Origin of the sequence: Burkholderia sp. AcTa6-5 (assembly GCF_017815075.1) — a bacterium.
GTDB lineage: Bacteria > Pseudomonadota > Gammaproteobacteria > Burkholderiales > Burkholderiaceae > Burkholderia > Burkholderia sola.
In genome coordinates this window covers 17,427-31,407 of the sequence record NZ_JAGIQE010000013.1, presented here as the reverse complement: position 1 = coordinate 31,407, position 13,981 = coordinate 17,427, and the positions used below count along the sequence as shown (strand labels likewise).

Here is a 13,981-nt window from a genome sequence, read left to right as displayed (position 1 = left end):
TCCTCTCAAGTCGTGAGGTCGTTGTGAAAAATCGTGCCCACTTCCGCCGCGCGGGCGCGTTGCAGCGCGAGCACGGCAATCGCGGTGTCCTGCGCGCCGGTGCCGGTCAGGTCGCAGATCGTGATGTCGTCGCGATGCGTGCGGCCGTCTCGGCGGCCGGCGATCACTTCGCCGAGTTCGGGAAACACCGCGTCGGCTGCAACGGCGCCGGCCGCGATCGCATGCGCGAGCTCGCCGGCCACGCGGGTCTGCCGCAGCCGGTCGCAGAAATAGCGCGCGGCGCCGAATACCGACGGCGCGAGTTCGGTCTTGTAATCCGCATCCGAACCCATCGCCGTCACGTGCAGCCCGGGGTGCAGATCTTCCGCGTGCACGAGCGGCGCACGGCTCGGCGTGGTCGTCACCGCGATGTCCGCGTCGGCGAGCGCCGCGTGCACCGAGCGCGCGACGACCGCGTCGATCCCGTGCGCGGCACGCACGTCGGCCGCGAATCGCGCGGCACGTTCGGCATCGCGTGCCCACACCGTCACGTGCGTGATGTCGCGCACGAGCATCAGCGCGGCAAGCTGCAACCGCGCCTGTTCGCCCGCGCCGACGATCGCCGCGCGGCGCGCATCGGCGTGCGCGAGCCGGCGCGCGGCCACGGCGCCGGCGGCCGCGGTGCGCACGGCTGTCAAGTAACCGTTGTCGAGCAGCACGGCCTCGGTCAGGCCGGTGCGCGCGGACAGCACGAGCATTAGCCCGTTCAGGCTCGGCAGCCCGAGCGACGGGTTGTCGAAGAAACCGGGGCTGACCTTGATCGCGAAGCTGTCGAAGCGCGGCAGGTACGCCGTCTTCACGTCCACTTCGGCGTGGCGCTCGGGCAGCGCAAGATTCAGGATCGGCGGCATCACGACGGCGTCGGTCGCGAGCGACGCGAACGCGGCCTCGACCTGGTCGATCGCGGCGAGATCGAGTGGCACCAGCGCACGCAGTTGCGCGTGGCCAAGCAACGTGACGGGATGGGCCATGTCAGTTCTCCGAAACGAGCCTGCGATGCACGGCCATGTCGATGTTCGCGCCGCTCACGACGACCACGATCGGGCCGCTGCGATCGCGGCGTGCGATCCGTCCATCCAGCAGGGCGGCGAGGCCGACCGCGCCAGCGCCTTCGACGACGAGCCGCTCTTCCCGGTACGCATGCGCGATGCCGCGCGCGATCGACGGCTCGTCGAGCAGCACGACGTCGTCGGCCAGCGCGCGCGTCATGTCGAACGTGTAGCGGTTGTCGAGGCCGATGCCGCCGCCGAGCGAATCGGCCAGCGTCGGCTGCTCGGCGACGTCGACCGGGCTGCCGGCGGCTAGGCTCGCGTGCATCGCGGCGCCGCGCGTCATCGATACGCCGATCATCTCGATCGGTGGCCGGATCGCCTTCGCGGCAAACGCGACGCCGCTGAACAGGCCGCCGCCCGACAGCGGCACGACCAGCGTCGCCGTATCGGGCAGCGCTTCGAGTATCTCGACGCCGATCGTCGCCTGGCCCGCGATGATGCGCGGATCGTCGAACGGCGGCACGTATGCATAACCTTCGTCGCGCACCAGCCGCCGCGCTTCCACCTGCGCGTCGTCCTGGCTGTCGCCGACGATCACCACGCGCGCGCCGAGCGCCGCGACCGCCTCGACCTTGTTGTCCGGCACGAGCGACGACATGCAGACGGCCGCATCGATGCCGAGCGCGCGTGCCGCATGCGCGACCGCGCGGCCATGATTCCCGGTCGATGCGGTGACCACGCGCGTCACGCGCTGCGCCGCAAGTTCCGCTAGCGCGTTGGTCGCGCCGCGCAGCTTGAAGCTGCCGGTCGGCTGCAGCGTTTCGAGCTTCAGGTAGACCGGGGCGCCGACACGCGCGGACAGCGCGGCGGACGCGACGAGCGGCGTACCGTCGGCGCGCCCGGCGAGACGGCGGCGCGCGCGGTAGACGTCGGACAGCGACAGGGAAGACATGGAACGCGCGCCTCGCGACGAATGTGATGCGATCCAGTCTAATGTTCCAAATCGCGCTTTCGAATGTCCTGATACATTGCGCGCGATGTCGCGGCAGCGCCGCCGGTTCAGTGGAAGTCGTTCAGGTGCGGATACTGTTCGAACACACCCGCGATCGTCTCGAGCGCTGCATTGCACGCCGCATCGGAGGTTTCGGCGCCGATGCACACGCGCACCGCGTTCGGTCGCTCCGTGCCGCCGACGAGAAACGGATCGGGTGACGTCACCGCGATCTTGCGCGTGCGCAGTTCACGCACGATCCGCTCGGCTTGCCAGTAGTCGGGCACGCGCAGCCATGCCGACAGCGCGTTGGGATGCGCACCGAGCACATACGGCCCCAGTGCGGCCCGCACCATCTGCTGACGCACGGCGAGCCGCTGGCGCTGCAGTTCGACGAGCCGCCGCGCGGTGTCGTCGACGATCCAGCGCGTCGCGATTTCGGCGATCGGCGACGTCGCCATCCAGCTGCTCACGCGCAGCACGCTCTCGACGCGCAACGCGAGCCGTCGCGGCATCGCGAGATAGCCGGTGCGCAACCCCGTCAGTACCGATTTCGTCATGCTCGTGCAGTAGAAGCCGAGCTCCGGAATCAGGCTGGCGATCGGCGTGCCCGTCTTCTCGAGCAGCGGACCGTACACGTCGTCCTCGATCACGTATACGCCGTAACGCGTCGCGATGCGCGCGATCGAGCGGCGCCGCGAATCGGTCATCAGCGACACGGTCGGGTTATTGAGGGTCGGCGTGCAGACGAGCGCGCTGATCCGCTCGCCATCGCACATCTCCTCGAAATGTTCGGGACGGATGCCGTGCTCGTCCATCTCGAGCCCTTTCAGCGTAAACCCGAGCACGTTCGCGGAGCCGATCACGCCGTGATCGGTCAGGCTCTCGCACAACACGGTGTCGCCCGGCCCGACGATCGACGCGAGCGCGAGAAAGATCCCGTGCGCCGCGCCGTTCGTCACCAGCAGCGATTCGCGGTGCACCGGCATGTTCAGCGACGCGAGCCAAGCCGCGCCGGCGTCGCGATGCGCATCGAGGCCGGCGATCGGCCGGAACGAACGGATCCACGGCTGATCGTCGGTGCCGGCCAGCGCCGTGCACACGCTGCGCCATGCCGCGTCGTGCTCCGGCGTGTGCACGATGCGGGCGATCGAGAAGTCGACGAGTTCGCGCTCGGTCGTATCGAGGATGTAGTTCGACATCGATTCGGTCACGCGCGCGGCCACGAAGCTGCCGCGGCCAACCTCGCAGCGGATCAGCCCCTGACGCTCCAGCTCCTTGTACGCGTTGGTGACGGTCTGCACGCTGACACCGAGGCTCGACGCGACGTCGCGCTGCGGCGCGAGCCGCGCGCCCGGCGCGAGCGCGCCGTTCTCGATGTCGCTGGCGATCGCCTTCACGAGCCGCTTGTATTTCGACTCGATGCCGCGCACCGCGCCGAGCGCGTCGCGCCAGCCTGCCGATACCTCGGTCCGTCCCATCTCGATGTCTCCGTCGTGGCTTCCGCATGGTCGCTCAGAAAGACACCCCGAAAATATTGTCCTAGTGCAATCGCGTTCGAAAGCAGGACGTCGTGGGCGAATCGCGCGGTGCAATCGGCGTGCCCAAGCGACCGCGGCCCACACATTTTCCGATCGGTCGAAAGTCGCGGGCTACCTACCCGCCCAGCGGGCGGCGCGCGGGCTTGGAATTTGCTTCACATGCACGGCCGTGCTCGTGTGGTCGAACAGTGGTCGTCTGACAATTCAATATCGTCGCCGCGCCCCATGCGACGTGTCATCCCGGCGACGAAAACGATAGTTTGCTATCGAATATTTTTGCCCCTATCATCTCGCCCATGACCAATCTGCACGACCTCCGCCTCGCCGTCAGCAGCCTGCTCGTGCTCACCGCGCGCAAGTGGCGCCGCACCAGCGACGGCGTGCTGACCGCGTACAACGTATCCGAGGCCTGCGCGACGCCGCTCTTGATCGCCGGGCGTCTCGGCGAAGGCGTGCGGCAAGGCACGCTCGCCGAGCACGTGGGCATCGAAGGGCCGTCGCTGGTGCGCCTGCTCGACCAGCTGTGCGCGGCCGGCCTCGCACGCCGCGACGAGGATCCGCACGATCGCCGCGCGAAAACGATCTCGCTGACGGCCGCTGGCCGCGCGGTCACCGCGAAGATGGAGGAAGACCTGCGCGCGCTGCGCGCCCAGGTGCTCAAGGGCGTGTCGCGCGCCGATCTCGAAGCGACGCTGCGCGTGCTGAACGCGTTCAACGCCGCCGACGCGCATCCTCCGGCGTCGCACGCGTCCCACCCCGCCGATTCCGCGTCATGACCTATCCGAGCCTTCGCGACTGGCTGTTCTCGGGCAAGACGTTCGCCGCGTCGATGCTGGCGCTGTACCTCGGCCTGTATTTCCAGTTGCCGCGCCCGTACTGGGCGATGGCGAGCGTCTACATCGTGTCGAACCCGTTCGTCGGCGCGACGCGCTCGAAGGCGCTGTACCGCGCGCTCGGCACCGCGCTCGGCGCGGCCGCCGCGATCTTCTTCGTGCCGCCGTTCGTCGAGACGCCGCTCCTGTTCAGCATCATCGTCGCGACCTGGTGCGGCACGCTGCTGTACCTCGCGATCTCGGATCGCACCGCGCGCAGCTACGTCTTCATGCTCGCCGGCTATACGATGCCGCTGATCGCGCTGCCGACCGTCACCGATCCGTCCACCGTGTTCGAGGTCGCGATCGCGCGCACCGAGGAAATCGTGCTCGGCATCGTGTGCGCGAGCGTGGTCGGCAGCGCCGTGTTCCCGAACCGGCTCGCGCCGACGCTGATCGAGCGCACCGACGCGTGGTTCAAGGACGCCGCGTTCTACGGGCGCGAAACGCTGTCCGGGCACCTGGCCGGCAAGGCGCTGTCCGCATGCAGGCAGCGGCTCGCCGCGACGATCACCGGCCTCGAATTCCTGCTGAGCCAGCTGGGCTACGACCATGCGCATCCGCGCGTGCTTGCGCGCGCGCAGGCGCTCGCGGGCCGGATGCAGCTGTTCCTGCCGCTGATGTCGTCGCTCGCCGATCCGCTGATCGCGCTGATGCGCGACCTGCACGTGCGCCCGCCCGCGCTCGACGCGCTGCTGGCCGACGCCGCGAAATGGTTCGACGCGCCGCTGCCGGCCGTGAAGACCGGTTCCGACGGCGATATGGCGCACGATCCGGTCGCGGACGACCTGCGCGCGCGCATCGCCGCGCTGCAGCCGCCCGACAGCGCGCTGGCGAGCTGGGACGGCGCGTTGCTGTCGAATGCGCTGTGGCGGCTGCGCCAGGTCATCGACATCTGGCAGGACTGCCGCTCGCTGCGCGCGCTGATCGCGAACGAGTCGGGCGTGTGGCAGCCGCGCTACCGGCACTGGCGGCTCGGCGGCACCGAGCGCTTCTTCGATCGCGGGATGATGCTGTTCTCGACGCTGACCGTCGTGTTCGCGATCGTGTTCGCGTGCTGGCTGTGGATCTCGTCCGGCTGGCACGACGGCGCGGCCGCCGTCACGCTCGTGGCCGTGTCGTGCAGCTTCTTCGCCGCGCTCGACGAGCCCGCGCCGCTGGTGTTCAAGTTCTTCCTGTCGACCGCCGCGAGCGTCGTGTTCGCGGGCCTGTATCTGTTCGTCGTGCTGCCGCACGTGCACGATTTCGCGATGCTCGTGCTGATGTTCGCGGGGCCGTTCATCCTGATCGGCACGCTGCTGCCGCGCCCGCAGTTCAACATGGTGACGATGCTCGTCGCGGTCAACACGGCCACCTTCATCAGCATCCAGAGCGCGTACGAGGCCGATTTCTTCGTGTTCCTGAACAGTAATCTCGCGGGCGTCGCCGGGCTGCTGTTCGCGTACGTGTGGACGCGCGCGACGCGGCCGTTCGGCGCGGAACTCGCGGTACGGCGCCTGCTACGCTCGGGCTGGGAGGACGTCGCGCGCTCCGCGTCGACGCAACCGCTCGACGATCAGCGCAACCACGCATCGCGGATGCTCGATCGCGTCACGCAACTGCTGCCGCGCCTCGGTGCGTCCGACGACCACCGCCACCCGTCGATCGAAAGCTTCCGCGACCTGCGCATCGCGCTGAACGCGCTCGACCTGCGTCGCTCGCGGCGCCGGCTGTCGGGCGACGTGCCCGACGCGATCGATCGCGTGCTGGCCGGCGTCACCGATCACTACGCGCGCTGCGCGGCCGCGAACGCGCGCCAGCCCGCGCCGCCCGCCCTGCTCGCGACGATCGACGACGCGCTGCGGCGCGTGGCCAGCCGCAACCTGCCGGGCGCCGCGCCGGCCGACGGCACCGCCGCGCCCGCGGCGCCGGTCACGCACCGCCGGCTGCGCGACACGCTGCATGCGCTTGTCGGCCTGCGCCTGTCGCTGTATCCGGCCGCGGCCGCGCAAGCGCCACAGACGCCGGACGGAGCACGCGCATGAGCCGGCTTTCCACCTTGTCCTTCCGACCGCGACCATGATCGGCGAAATCGATATCTTCGGCGTGTTCGTGCCGGCCCCGCTCGTACTGATGTTGATCGCGTACCTGATCAACATCGTCGTGCGCGCAGTGCTCGAGCGCGTCGGCTTCTACCGCCTCGTCTGGCACCGTTCGATCTTCGACCTCGGCATCTACGTGTTCGTGCTGGCCGCCGTCGTGATCGTGTCCCACCAACTCGTGGCTACCTAACGTGAAAAAAACCTGGCTCTCGGCAGGGCAAGTCCTGCTCACCCTGATCGTCGTCGTCGTGGCCGGCCTCGTGCTGTGGCGCATCATCAACTACTACATGTTCTCGCCGTGGACGCGCGACGGGCACGTGCGGGCCGACGTGATCCAGGTCGCGCCGGACGTGTCGGGCCTCATCACGTCGGTGCAGGTCGCCGACAACCAGGAGGTCAAGCGTGGCCAGGTGCTGTTCGTGATCGACCAGGCGCGCTACGCGCTCGCGGAACGGCTCGCCGAAGCGACGCTCGCGCAGCGCCGCGCGACGCTGGCGCAGGCGAAGCGCGAATACGCGCGCAACCTGCAGCTCGGCAACCTGGTCGCGAGCGAACAGGTCGAGGAAAGCCGCACGCGCGTCGAGCAAGGCGAAGCCAGCGTCGCCGATGCGCAGGTGTCGCTCGACACCGCGAAGCTGAACCTGCAGCGCACGACGATCGTCAGTCCCGTGGACGGCTACCTGAACGACCGCGCCCCGCGCGTCGGCGAATACGTGCCGGCCGGCCGCGCGGTGCTGTCGGTCGTCGACCGCAACTCGTTCCGCGTCGACGGCTACTTCGAGGAAACCAAACTGCGCGGCATCCATATCGGCCAGCCGGTCGACATCATCGTGATGGGCGAGCCACATGCGCTGCGCGGCCACGTGCAGAGCATCGTCGCCGCGATCGAGGATCGCGACCGCACGCAGGGCGCGAACCTGCTGCCGAACGTGAACCCGGCGTTCAGCTGGGTGCGGCTCGCGCAGCGCGTGCCGGTGCGCGTCGTGCTCGACGAGGTGCCCGACGATTTCCGGATGATCGCGGGCCGTACCGCGACCGTATCGATGCGCGGCGCCGACACGCACCGCAACGACGACGCGAAGCCGGTGGGCACCGGCGCCGCATCGGCGGCCGCGCCGGATTCGGCTACGTCAGGTACGGCCGCCAGCGCCGCGGGAGCCTCGCAATGAAGCGGCATGGTCTGCGCGTCGCGGCGACGCTCGCCCCGCTTGCGCTCGCACTCGGTGCGTGCAAGTCGGTCGGCCCCGACTACACGCTGCCGCAACAGGCGTACGTCAACGCGCCGCTCGCGAACCATGCGCTCGACGACGCGAACGGCACGCTGGTGTCGCGCGACGCGGTGCCCGGCAACTGGTGGCAACTGTACGACGACCCGGTACTCAATGGGCTCGTGCGCGATGCGCTGAAGTCGAACACCGACCTGCGCGTCGCCGCGGCGAACCTCGCCCGCTCGCGCGCGGCGCTGGTGGTCGCGAACGAACAGGGCGGCTTCTCCGGCAAAGCCGAGGCAGCCGTGCAGCGCGCGCAGGAATCGGCCGAGCAATACCTGCTCGAAAACAAGCTGCCGGTCGTCAACGAAGGCACGGTCGGCATCAACGTGTCGTACGAGCTCGACCTGTTCGGCAAGCTGCGGCGCGGCGTCGAAGCCGCGCGCGCGGACAGCGAGGCCGTCAAGGCGGCCGGCGACCTCGCGCGCATCACGGTCGTGGCCGACGTCGTACGCGCGTATGTCGAAGCGTGCTCGGCCGGCGACGAACTGGCGATCGCGAAGCAGTCGCTCGCGCTGCAGCAACAGCGCGTCGCGCTGTCGCAGCGGCTGCGCGACGCGGGGCGCGGCAACCAGACCGACGTGACGCGCGGCGTGACGCAGGTGCGCACGCTGTCCGCCGACATTCCGCGCTTCGAAGGCCGCCGCAAGATCGCGCAGTACCAGCTCGCCGCGCTGCTCGCGCGCGCGCCGGCCGACCTGCCGAAAGCCGCCGCCGAATGCGAACGCCTGCCGAAACTGCGTCGGCCGATTCCGATCGGCGACGGCGCCGCGCTGCTGCGCCGCCGCCCCGACGTGCGCGAAGCCGAGCGGCAGCTCGCCGCCGCGACCGCGCGGATCGGCGTGGCAACCGCCGCGCTGTATCCGTCGGTCAGCATCGGTGCGTCGGCCGGTTCGGTCGGCGTCGCCGCCGACCTGTTCTCGTCCACCACGAATCGCTGGTCGTTCGGACCGCTGATCAGCTGGTCGTTCCCCGTGAACGGCCAGCGTGCGCGCGTGCGTGAAGCCGAAGCCGCGACGGGCGGCGCACTCGCGCACTTCGACGGGGTCGTGCTGAACGCGCTGCGCGAAACGCAGTCGAGCCTCGCGACCTATGCAGCCGACGTGCAACGCACGGATGCGCTGCGCACCGCGTACGAATCGGCCCGCAGTTCCGCCGCCGAAACGCATCGTCTCTATGCGGCCGGCCGCGAATCGTTCATCGCCGATCTCGACGCGACGCGCACGTTGACGAGCGTGCGGGCGCAGGTCGCGGCGGCCGAAGGGCAGGTCGCGGCCGACCAGGTGCGGCTCTTCCTCGCGCTCGGCGGCGGTTGGGACGGCGACGGTGCGGCAGCCGCCGCGAACGCCGGCTCCGCGGCCGCGGCACCCGCGGCCGGCCCGTCGGCGCCGTAGCGACATCGGCTATATCGCATGCGTGACGACACGCCCCGCGGCAACGGGTTGGACTGATTCGCGCGATGGCACTCGCAGGGCCGGCGTTGACGGTACACTGGCCGATGCATTTCCAATCACCTTTTGCCGCAGCCGGCTCTGCCGCGGCAACCACCCGGAGAGTCATCATGCGAACGAGCGCCCGCAACCAATTCGCCGGCGAGATCAGCGCCGTCAAGCCCGGTGCCGTCAACGACGAAATCACGCTGCGCACGCAGGACGGCCTCGAGATCGTCGCCGTGATCACCCATGGCAGCGCGGCGTCGCTGGGCCTCGCGGCCGGCACGAACGCGTTCGCGCTCGTCAAGGCGTCGTCGGTCATCGTGATGGTCGACGTCGACAGCAGCAAGGTGTCGGCTCGCAACTGCGTCGCGGGCACCGTCGCGTCGGTCGCGAAGGGCGCGGTCAATTCGGAGGTCGTGATCAAGGCGGCGAGCGGTGCGGAAATCGTCGCGATCGTCACCAACGACAGCGTCGATCGTCTCGGGCTCGCGAGCGGCGCCGCCGCATCCGCGGTCTTCAAGGCATCGAGCGTGATCGTCGGCGTCGAGTGATCGCGTGACGATCGCACGCAATGTGCGGGCAACCAGCATTCCGGAACCAACGATCGGCTGTTAGCGTTCCCATAAACGGCCACCTTGCAATGCGCAGCGCCCGTCGCTCACGACGCGGTCAGTGTCGATGCCGGTGATGAATATCCGGAAAATGCGCATGACTGTGCGTGATCGGCAGATGCACGTGCGGATGCGTGTGCGGTTCATCGCCGTCATACGGGAAGTCGTGCGCGTGCTGGTGATGGTCGTCGTGCCGATGCCGATGCGTATGCTCGAGCCGCTCGTGCGCATGCGTGTGTTCGTGCCGTTCGCGCACGTGCAGCCAGATGCCGAACGCCATCAGCGCGGCCGCGATCCAGAACGTCGCGGGCGGCAACGCGGGCCAGATCAGCAGCGACAGCACGACCCCGAACAGCGGGGCAATCGAAAAGTACGCGCCGGTGCGCGCGCTGCCCAGATGACGCAGCGCGACGACGAACAGCACGAGGCTGATCCCGTAGCCGCCGAGCCCCGTCAGCATCGCCTCCGCCGTGACCGGTATCGCAGGTAGCGTCGCGCCGGTCGCCAGTGCGATGCCGATGTTCACCGGCCCCGCGATCAGCCCTTTCACGCACGCGATCACCATCGCGTCGTTGGCGGCCACCTTGCGGGTCAGGTTGTTGTCGATCGCCCAGCACAGGCATGCGCCGACGATCAGCAGCGCGCCGACCGGCACGCCGGCCCGGCCCGGCGTCCACGACAATAGCGTGCCGCCGGCGACGATCGCCACCATGCCGAGAAATATCTGCGTATCCACGTTCTCGCGAAACACGACCCACGCAATCACGGCCGTCAGCACGCCCTCGAGATTGAGCAGCAGCGCGCTCGTCGCCGCCGGCGTGCTCGATAGGCCGAGCATCAACAGAGCCGGGCCAGCCACGCCGCCCGCCGCGATCGCCCCGGCCAGCCACGGCAGATCGGCGCGCTGCAACGGCGCGGCGTCCGCGGCCGGTGCGTGACGGCCGTGCCAGCCGCGCAGCAGCATCCCGATGCCGAGTCCGACGCCACTGCCGAGATAGAAGAGGCCAGCGACCATGAACGGCGACATCGCGCCGATCAGCGCCTTGGCGAGCGGTGTCGCGGCGCCGAACAGCGCGGCAGCGGCGAGCGCGACGAAAATCGCGGAACGTCTCGGGTTCATGGTCCGGGTTGAGTTGGCGTTAACGGCGCTGGGCGTGGCTTTGGGTCGAGCCAGGCCTGCCCTATTTTTCGAATGACGGTTGTATCGCGGCAATCGGCTTGCCCGCGGGCTGATGATCCAGTCGTGATTATCGCGCGCAATTTTTATCGCGACGAGCAGGCGGGATCGCTCACGCGTCGATCGACGCGTTTCGCTTCATCATTTCGTAACGCGAATTATCTGGTCGGCCCGCCAATTACTCAGGGATGCGAATTATCTGAACGCAAGCGGAACAATCAAGATCTCGCGCGTGTCGAGCCCGATCGACGAATGTGAGTCGTCCGGTCGCGTTGTCTGTTCGACGGGGAGGAGATGGACCGGCAGGTTCAGTGCCGGTAGAGGCAGTCCCGACCTGCGTCTGTCGACGCCGGTCGGTCTGTCGTGTCATGCGCCGCCGCGGCTTGCAGCGGGTACGCGGCGCGCGATGTGGATTACTCGTTGCCGGCCGCTTGCTGTTCGACCTGCGGTGCGGCGCCGGTCTGCACCTTCGCTTCCGCTTCGACCTGCGGCGCGGCATCGGTCTGCACCTTCGCTTCGGCTTCGGCTTGCGCCGGTTGCAGTGCAGCAGCGACCTCGGCCTGCTGCTCGGCCTTCGGCTGCTGCGGCGCACCCTTGGCCGATTGTGCCGCGCCCTTGCCGCCGGGGCGACGAGCCTTCAGACGGCGCGCACGCGCCGCGTCGTCGTGCGTCACGCGCCCGGCTTCGTTACCCTGCAGGTCGACGCGCACCGCGTCTTCGACGAGGCAGGACCAGTAGCGGTTGCCGCGGCACCACGTCGACATTGCCTCGCGCAGTTCCGCTTCGCTGAGGCCCACGGCCTGCGCTTCGCGGGCGAGATCGTCCCAGATGCCAACCTTGAGCGGCACTTTAGGGGCCGGATTCTTCGGGAACGCGCGCGGAAACTTCCGCTGCAGTTTGCCGATCGCGACGATGACCGGATCGACCGGCGCCGACGGCTTCGTCGGAGCAGGCTTCGCCCGCTGCTGTGCCTTCGCGCCGGCGCCCGGTTTGGCGCCGCGGGACGGCTGGTCGCCGGACTTCGGCTTCGCGCCGGCGTCCGTCGGCGCCGCCGGCCGCTTCGCGTTGCGCTCCTGCTTGGCCTTCGCTGCGAGCTGCGCCCGCAATTCGGCAAGTTGTTCAAATCCCATAAATTCAATCCACCAGGAATATAAGGTGTGGTTCGTGCGGCCATGCCGCGCGGCGCAAAAGCATCGCCGCCATGCGTGCGGCCGGCCTGCCGCCGGTGCGGAACACTACGGGGCCGCATCGCGCACGCCACTCTGTTTTCAGGCACCCGGCCTCGATGCCGGACAAGGCAGGAGTGGAAGTATACCGGTACGCGGGACGGTCGGTTGACTCGCCGGTCCGCATTTGCCCGAGCCGCGGCGCCGAAAATGCGTCCGCGTGGTCGTGTTGCGCATTATATGGATACGTTTCCGGATGTCACGCCATTCGCGGCCCGGCCGGAAATCGGGCCGGGCGGACGCTCGACTGAATATGCGATCTTCCGCGCGACAGCCGTCGAACAGCGTCGTGCCGCGTCCGCAAAGCGTTGCATTGCATGGCCCCCGACGTCGCCCGACACGCCCGCCCGACCCTCGCTTGCGCCGGCATCGGCGGCCGATTGGTTGCGTCCGCATCGAACGCGTCGCGGACGAAAATATCGGAAAGTGCGTAGTATGGCCGAATCGACTTCGTTGGCAGCACGTCCCGCCGGCTTTTCACCGTACGCCCGATCGGCCGTGCGCGATCCCGTTGCCTGCGAAAAGACCCGGTTTCAAGAGACGGAGCGGATGCATGGTTTCCCAAGACGACACCCCGCACGACGGCATCGCGCGCGACGAGATCCACCATCGGCAGATCGACATGCGCGGCTATCGGCGCAGCGACGGCCTGTTCGAAGTAACGGCCTGCCTCGCGGACCGCAAGACCAGCGATTTCACGCCGCCCGGCGGTGCGCGGACGGTCGCGGCGCTGACGCCGCTCCACGAGCTTGGCGTGACGCTCGTCTTCGACGTCGACATGGTCGTGCGCGCCGTATCCACGTTCATCCGTTCGCATCCGTATGCGCAATGTCCGGGCGGCGGCGACTCGCTGCAGGCGCTCGTCGGATTGACCATCGGCGCGGGCTGGAACAGCGAGGTGCGCAAGCGCCTGCCGTCTTGCGATACGTGCACGCACCTGAAGGAATTGCTCGGCCCGATCGCGACGACGGCCTATCAGACGATGGTCGGCATGCGGCGATCGTCGCTCGATTACCGCGACAGCGAAGGCAAGCCGCTCAAGATCGACAGTTGCTACGCGTACGGCGCATCGCGCGATCTCGTCAAACGTCTTTGGCCCGAACATCACCGGCCTTCGGGCACTGCGAAGGGCGGCTGAAGCCCCGGCACGCGGCGGTCCGGCGTTGTTTGCGAAACCGGTATTGCGCGAACGACTGCAGATCCCGCCTGTGTCGATTCGGCAGATCGGCGCTGCCGTATCCGTCCTCAGAACACGCCCAGTGCCAGCCCCGCGGCAAGCCCCGCACCCAGTTCGGCACAGCGCGCGAGCGCGTCTTCGTCGATCGTCTTCGTCGCGAGAATACGCTCCGGCGTCTGCGCATGTGTGCAGACGATCAGCCCGGGTGCGACGTTCTTCAGCCGCCATCCGGTCGCAATCCGGTCGATCTGCCGCAACGCGTTCTGTCCGTCGCTGCCCGCGCAGATCATCGCCGCATACGGACGACCGTTCACGCGATCGAGCGCCGCGTAGTAGCAGCGATCGAAGAAATCCTTCAGCAGCCCGGACATCGCCGCTAGATTCTCCGGCGTCGCGAACAGGTACGCGTCGGCTGCCAGCACGTCGTCGGCGCTCGTCGCGTCCGCGCGCTGCAGCCTGACGTCGACGCCGGGCTGCTCGCGAGCCGCACCGGCAGCCGCTTCGGCCATCTGCTGCGTGCCTCCGGTCATCGTGTGATAGACGATCAACAGCGTTTTCATGGGTCGTTGC

The 13,981-nt window shown here is 68.7% G+C and carries 13 protein-coding genes; 7 read left to right on the top strand and 6 right to left on the bottom strand.

Annotated features, from left to right (window positions below; all coding sequences use genetic code 11):
* Positions 1-5: 5 nt before the first annotated feature.
* The 3 genes from J8I33_RS18475 to J8I33_RS18465 all read right to left on the bottom strand — a co-directional run bounded on the left by J8I33_RS18475 (position 6) and on the right by J8I33_RS18465 (position 3,503).
* On the bottom strand, positions 6-1,010 hold the full coding sequence (locus J8I33_RS18475) for a cyclodeaminase (protein WP_209938528.1): 1,005 nt from the start codon (positions 1,008-1,010) through the stop codon (positions 6-8).
* 1 nt (position 1,011) lies between these two features.
* Entirely contained in the window at positions 1,012-1,983 is a 972-nt protein-coding gene (gene eutB / locus J8I33_RS18470; protein WP_209938526.1) for a hydroxyectoine utilization dehydratase EutB, read from the bottom strand.
* 107 nt (positions 1,984-2,090) lie between these two features.
* Positions 2,091-3,503, bottom strand: a complete 1,413-nt coding sequence (locus J8I33_RS18465) for a PLP-dependent aminotransferase family protein (protein WP_209938523.1) — start codon at positions 3,501-3,503, stop codon at positions 2,091-2,093.
* A 356-nt stretch (positions 3,504-3,859) separates the two neighbouring features.
* Between J8I33_RS18465 and J8I33_RS18460 the strand changes: the two genes are divergently transcribed.
* From J8I33_RS18460 to J8I33_RS18435, 6 genes are all read left to right on the top strand, one after another.
* Positions 3,860-4,339: a MarR family transcriptional regulator gene (locus tag J8I33_RS18460; protein ID WP_050015660.1), complete on the top strand. Its 480-nt coding sequence runs from the start codon at positions 3,860-3,862 to the stop codon at positions 4,337-4,339.
* Positions 4,336-6,459 carry an FUSC family protein gene (locus tag J8I33_RS18455; RefSeq protein ID WP_209938520.1) on the top strand — a complete coding sequence of 708 codons (2,124 nt, stop codon included), beginning with the start codon at positions 4,336-4,338 and terminating at the stop codon, positions 6,457-6,459. Before J8I33_RS18460 ends, J8I33_RS18455 begins: the two co-directional genes overlap by 4 nt.
* Positions 6,460-6,493: 34 nt before the next feature.
* A complete protein-coding gene (locus J8I33_RS18450; protein WP_006481008.1) occupies positions 6,494-6,706 on the top strand; it encodes a DUF1656 domain-containing protein in 213 nt (70 codons plus the stop codon).
* 1 nt (position 6,707) lies between these two features.
* The gene (locus J8I33_RS18445) at positions 6,708-7,685 is read left to right on the top strand and encodes an HlyD family secretion protein (protein WP_209938513.1); all 978 of its coding nucleotides are present in this window, start codon (positions 6,708-6,710) and stop codon (positions 7,683-7,685) included.
* Positions 7,682-9,178, top strand: a complete 1,497-nt coding sequence (locus J8I33_RS18440) for an efflux transporter outer membrane subunit (RefSeq protein ID WP_209938511.1) — start codon at positions 7,682-7,684, stop codon at positions 9,176-9,178. Before J8I33_RS18445 ends, J8I33_RS18440 begins: the two co-directional genes overlap by 4 nt.
* A gap of 167 nt (positions 9,179-9,345) precedes the next feature.
* Entirely contained in the window at positions 9,346-9,771 is a 426-nt protein-coding gene (locus J8I33_RS18435; RefSeq protein WP_050015667.1) for a TOBE domain-containing protein, read from the top strand.
* A gap of 118 nt (positions 9,772-9,889) precedes the next feature.
* Here the strand turns inward: J8I33_RS18435 and J8I33_RS18430 are convergent, their stop codons facing one another.
* Both J8I33_RS18430 and J8I33_RS18425 read right to left on the bottom strand, forming a co-directional pair.
* Positions 9,890-10,951 carry a DMT family transporter gene (locus J8I33_RS18430; protein ID WP_209938509.1) on the bottom strand — a complete coding sequence of 354 codons (1,062 nt, stop codon included), beginning with the start codon at positions 10,949-10,951 and terminating at the stop codon, positions 9,890-9,892.
* A 470-nt stretch (positions 10,952-11,421) separates the two neighbouring features.
* On the bottom strand, positions 11,422-12,138 hold the full coding sequence (locus tag J8I33_RS18425; protein WP_245170035.1) for a ProQ/FINO family protein: 717 nt from the start codon (positions 12,136-12,138) through the stop codon (positions 11,422-11,424).
* 649 nt (positions 12,139-12,787) lie between these two features.
* On the opposite strand from J8I33_RS18425, the gene J8I33_RS18420 reads away from it, so the two are divergent.
* Complete coding sequence (locus J8I33_RS18420) at positions 12,788-13,372, top strand: DUF2889 domain-containing protein (protein ID WP_209938507.1); 585 nt, start codon at positions 12,788-12,790, stop codon at positions 13,370-13,372.
* Positions 13,373-13,479: 107 nt separating this feature from the next.
* Here J8I33_RS18420 and J8I33_RS18415 read toward each other — a convergent pair whose 3' ends face one another.
* Positions 13,480-13,971, bottom strand: coding sequence for an NAD(P)H-dependent oxidoreductase (locus tag J8I33_RS18415; protein ID WP_209924159.1), 492 nt, complete (start codon positions 13,969-13,971; stop codon positions 13,480-13,482).
* Positions 13,972-13,981: the final 10 nt, after the last annotated feature.

Excerpts from the sequence above, each read along its gene's own strand:
- J8I33_RS18455 (WP_209938520.1), top strand. The coding sequence starts at position 4,336 with ATGACCTATCCGAGCCTTCGCGACTGGCTGTTCTCGGGCAAGACGTTC.
- J8I33_RS18425 (WP_245170035.1), bottom strand. The coding sequence starts at position 12,138 with ATGGGATTTGAACAACTTGCCGAATTGCGGGCGCAGCTCGCAGCGAAG.
- J8I33_RS18430 (WP_209938509.1), bottom strand. The coding sequence starts at position 10,951 with ATGAACCCGAGACGTTCCGCGATTTTCGTCGCGCTCGCCGCTGCCGCG.
- J8I33_RS18440 (WP_209938511.1), top strand. The coding sequence starts at position 7,682 with ATGAAGCGGCATGGTCTGCGCGTCGCGGCGACGCTCGCCCCGCTTGCG.
- eutB (WP_209938526.1), bottom strand. The coding sequence starts at position 1,983 with ATGTCTTCCCTGTCGCTGTCCGACGTCTACCGCGCGCGCCGCCGTCTC.
- J8I33_RS18420 (WP_209938507.1), top strand. The coding sequence starts at position 12,788 with ATGGTTTCCCAAGACGACACCCCGCACGACGGCATCGCGCGCGACGAG.
- J8I33_RS18460 (WP_050015660.1), top strand. The coding sequence starts at position 3,860 with ATGACCAATCTGCACGACCTCCGCCTCGCCGTCAGCAGCCTGCTCGTG.
- J8I33_RS18450 (WP_006481008.1), top strand. The coding sequence starts at position 6,494 with ATGATCGGCGAAATCGATATCTTCGGCGTGTTCGTGCCGGCCCCGCTC.
- J8I33_RS18465 (WP_209938523.1), bottom strand. The coding sequence starts at position 3,503 with ATGGGACGGACCGAGGTATCGGCAGGCTGGCGCGACGCGCTCGGCGCG.
- J8I33_RS18415 (WP_209924159.1), bottom strand. The coding sequence starts at position 13,971 with ATGAAAACGCTGTTGATCGTCTATCACACGATGACCGGAGGCACGCAG.
- J8I33_RS18475 (WP_209938528.1), bottom strand. The coding sequence starts at position 1,010 with ATGGCCCATCCCGTCACGTTGCTTGGCCACGCGCAACTGCGTGCGCTG.
- J8I33_RS18435 (WP_050015667.1), top strand. The coding sequence starts at position 9,346 with ATGCGAACGAGCGCCCGCAACCAATTCGCCGGCGAGATCAGCGCCGTC.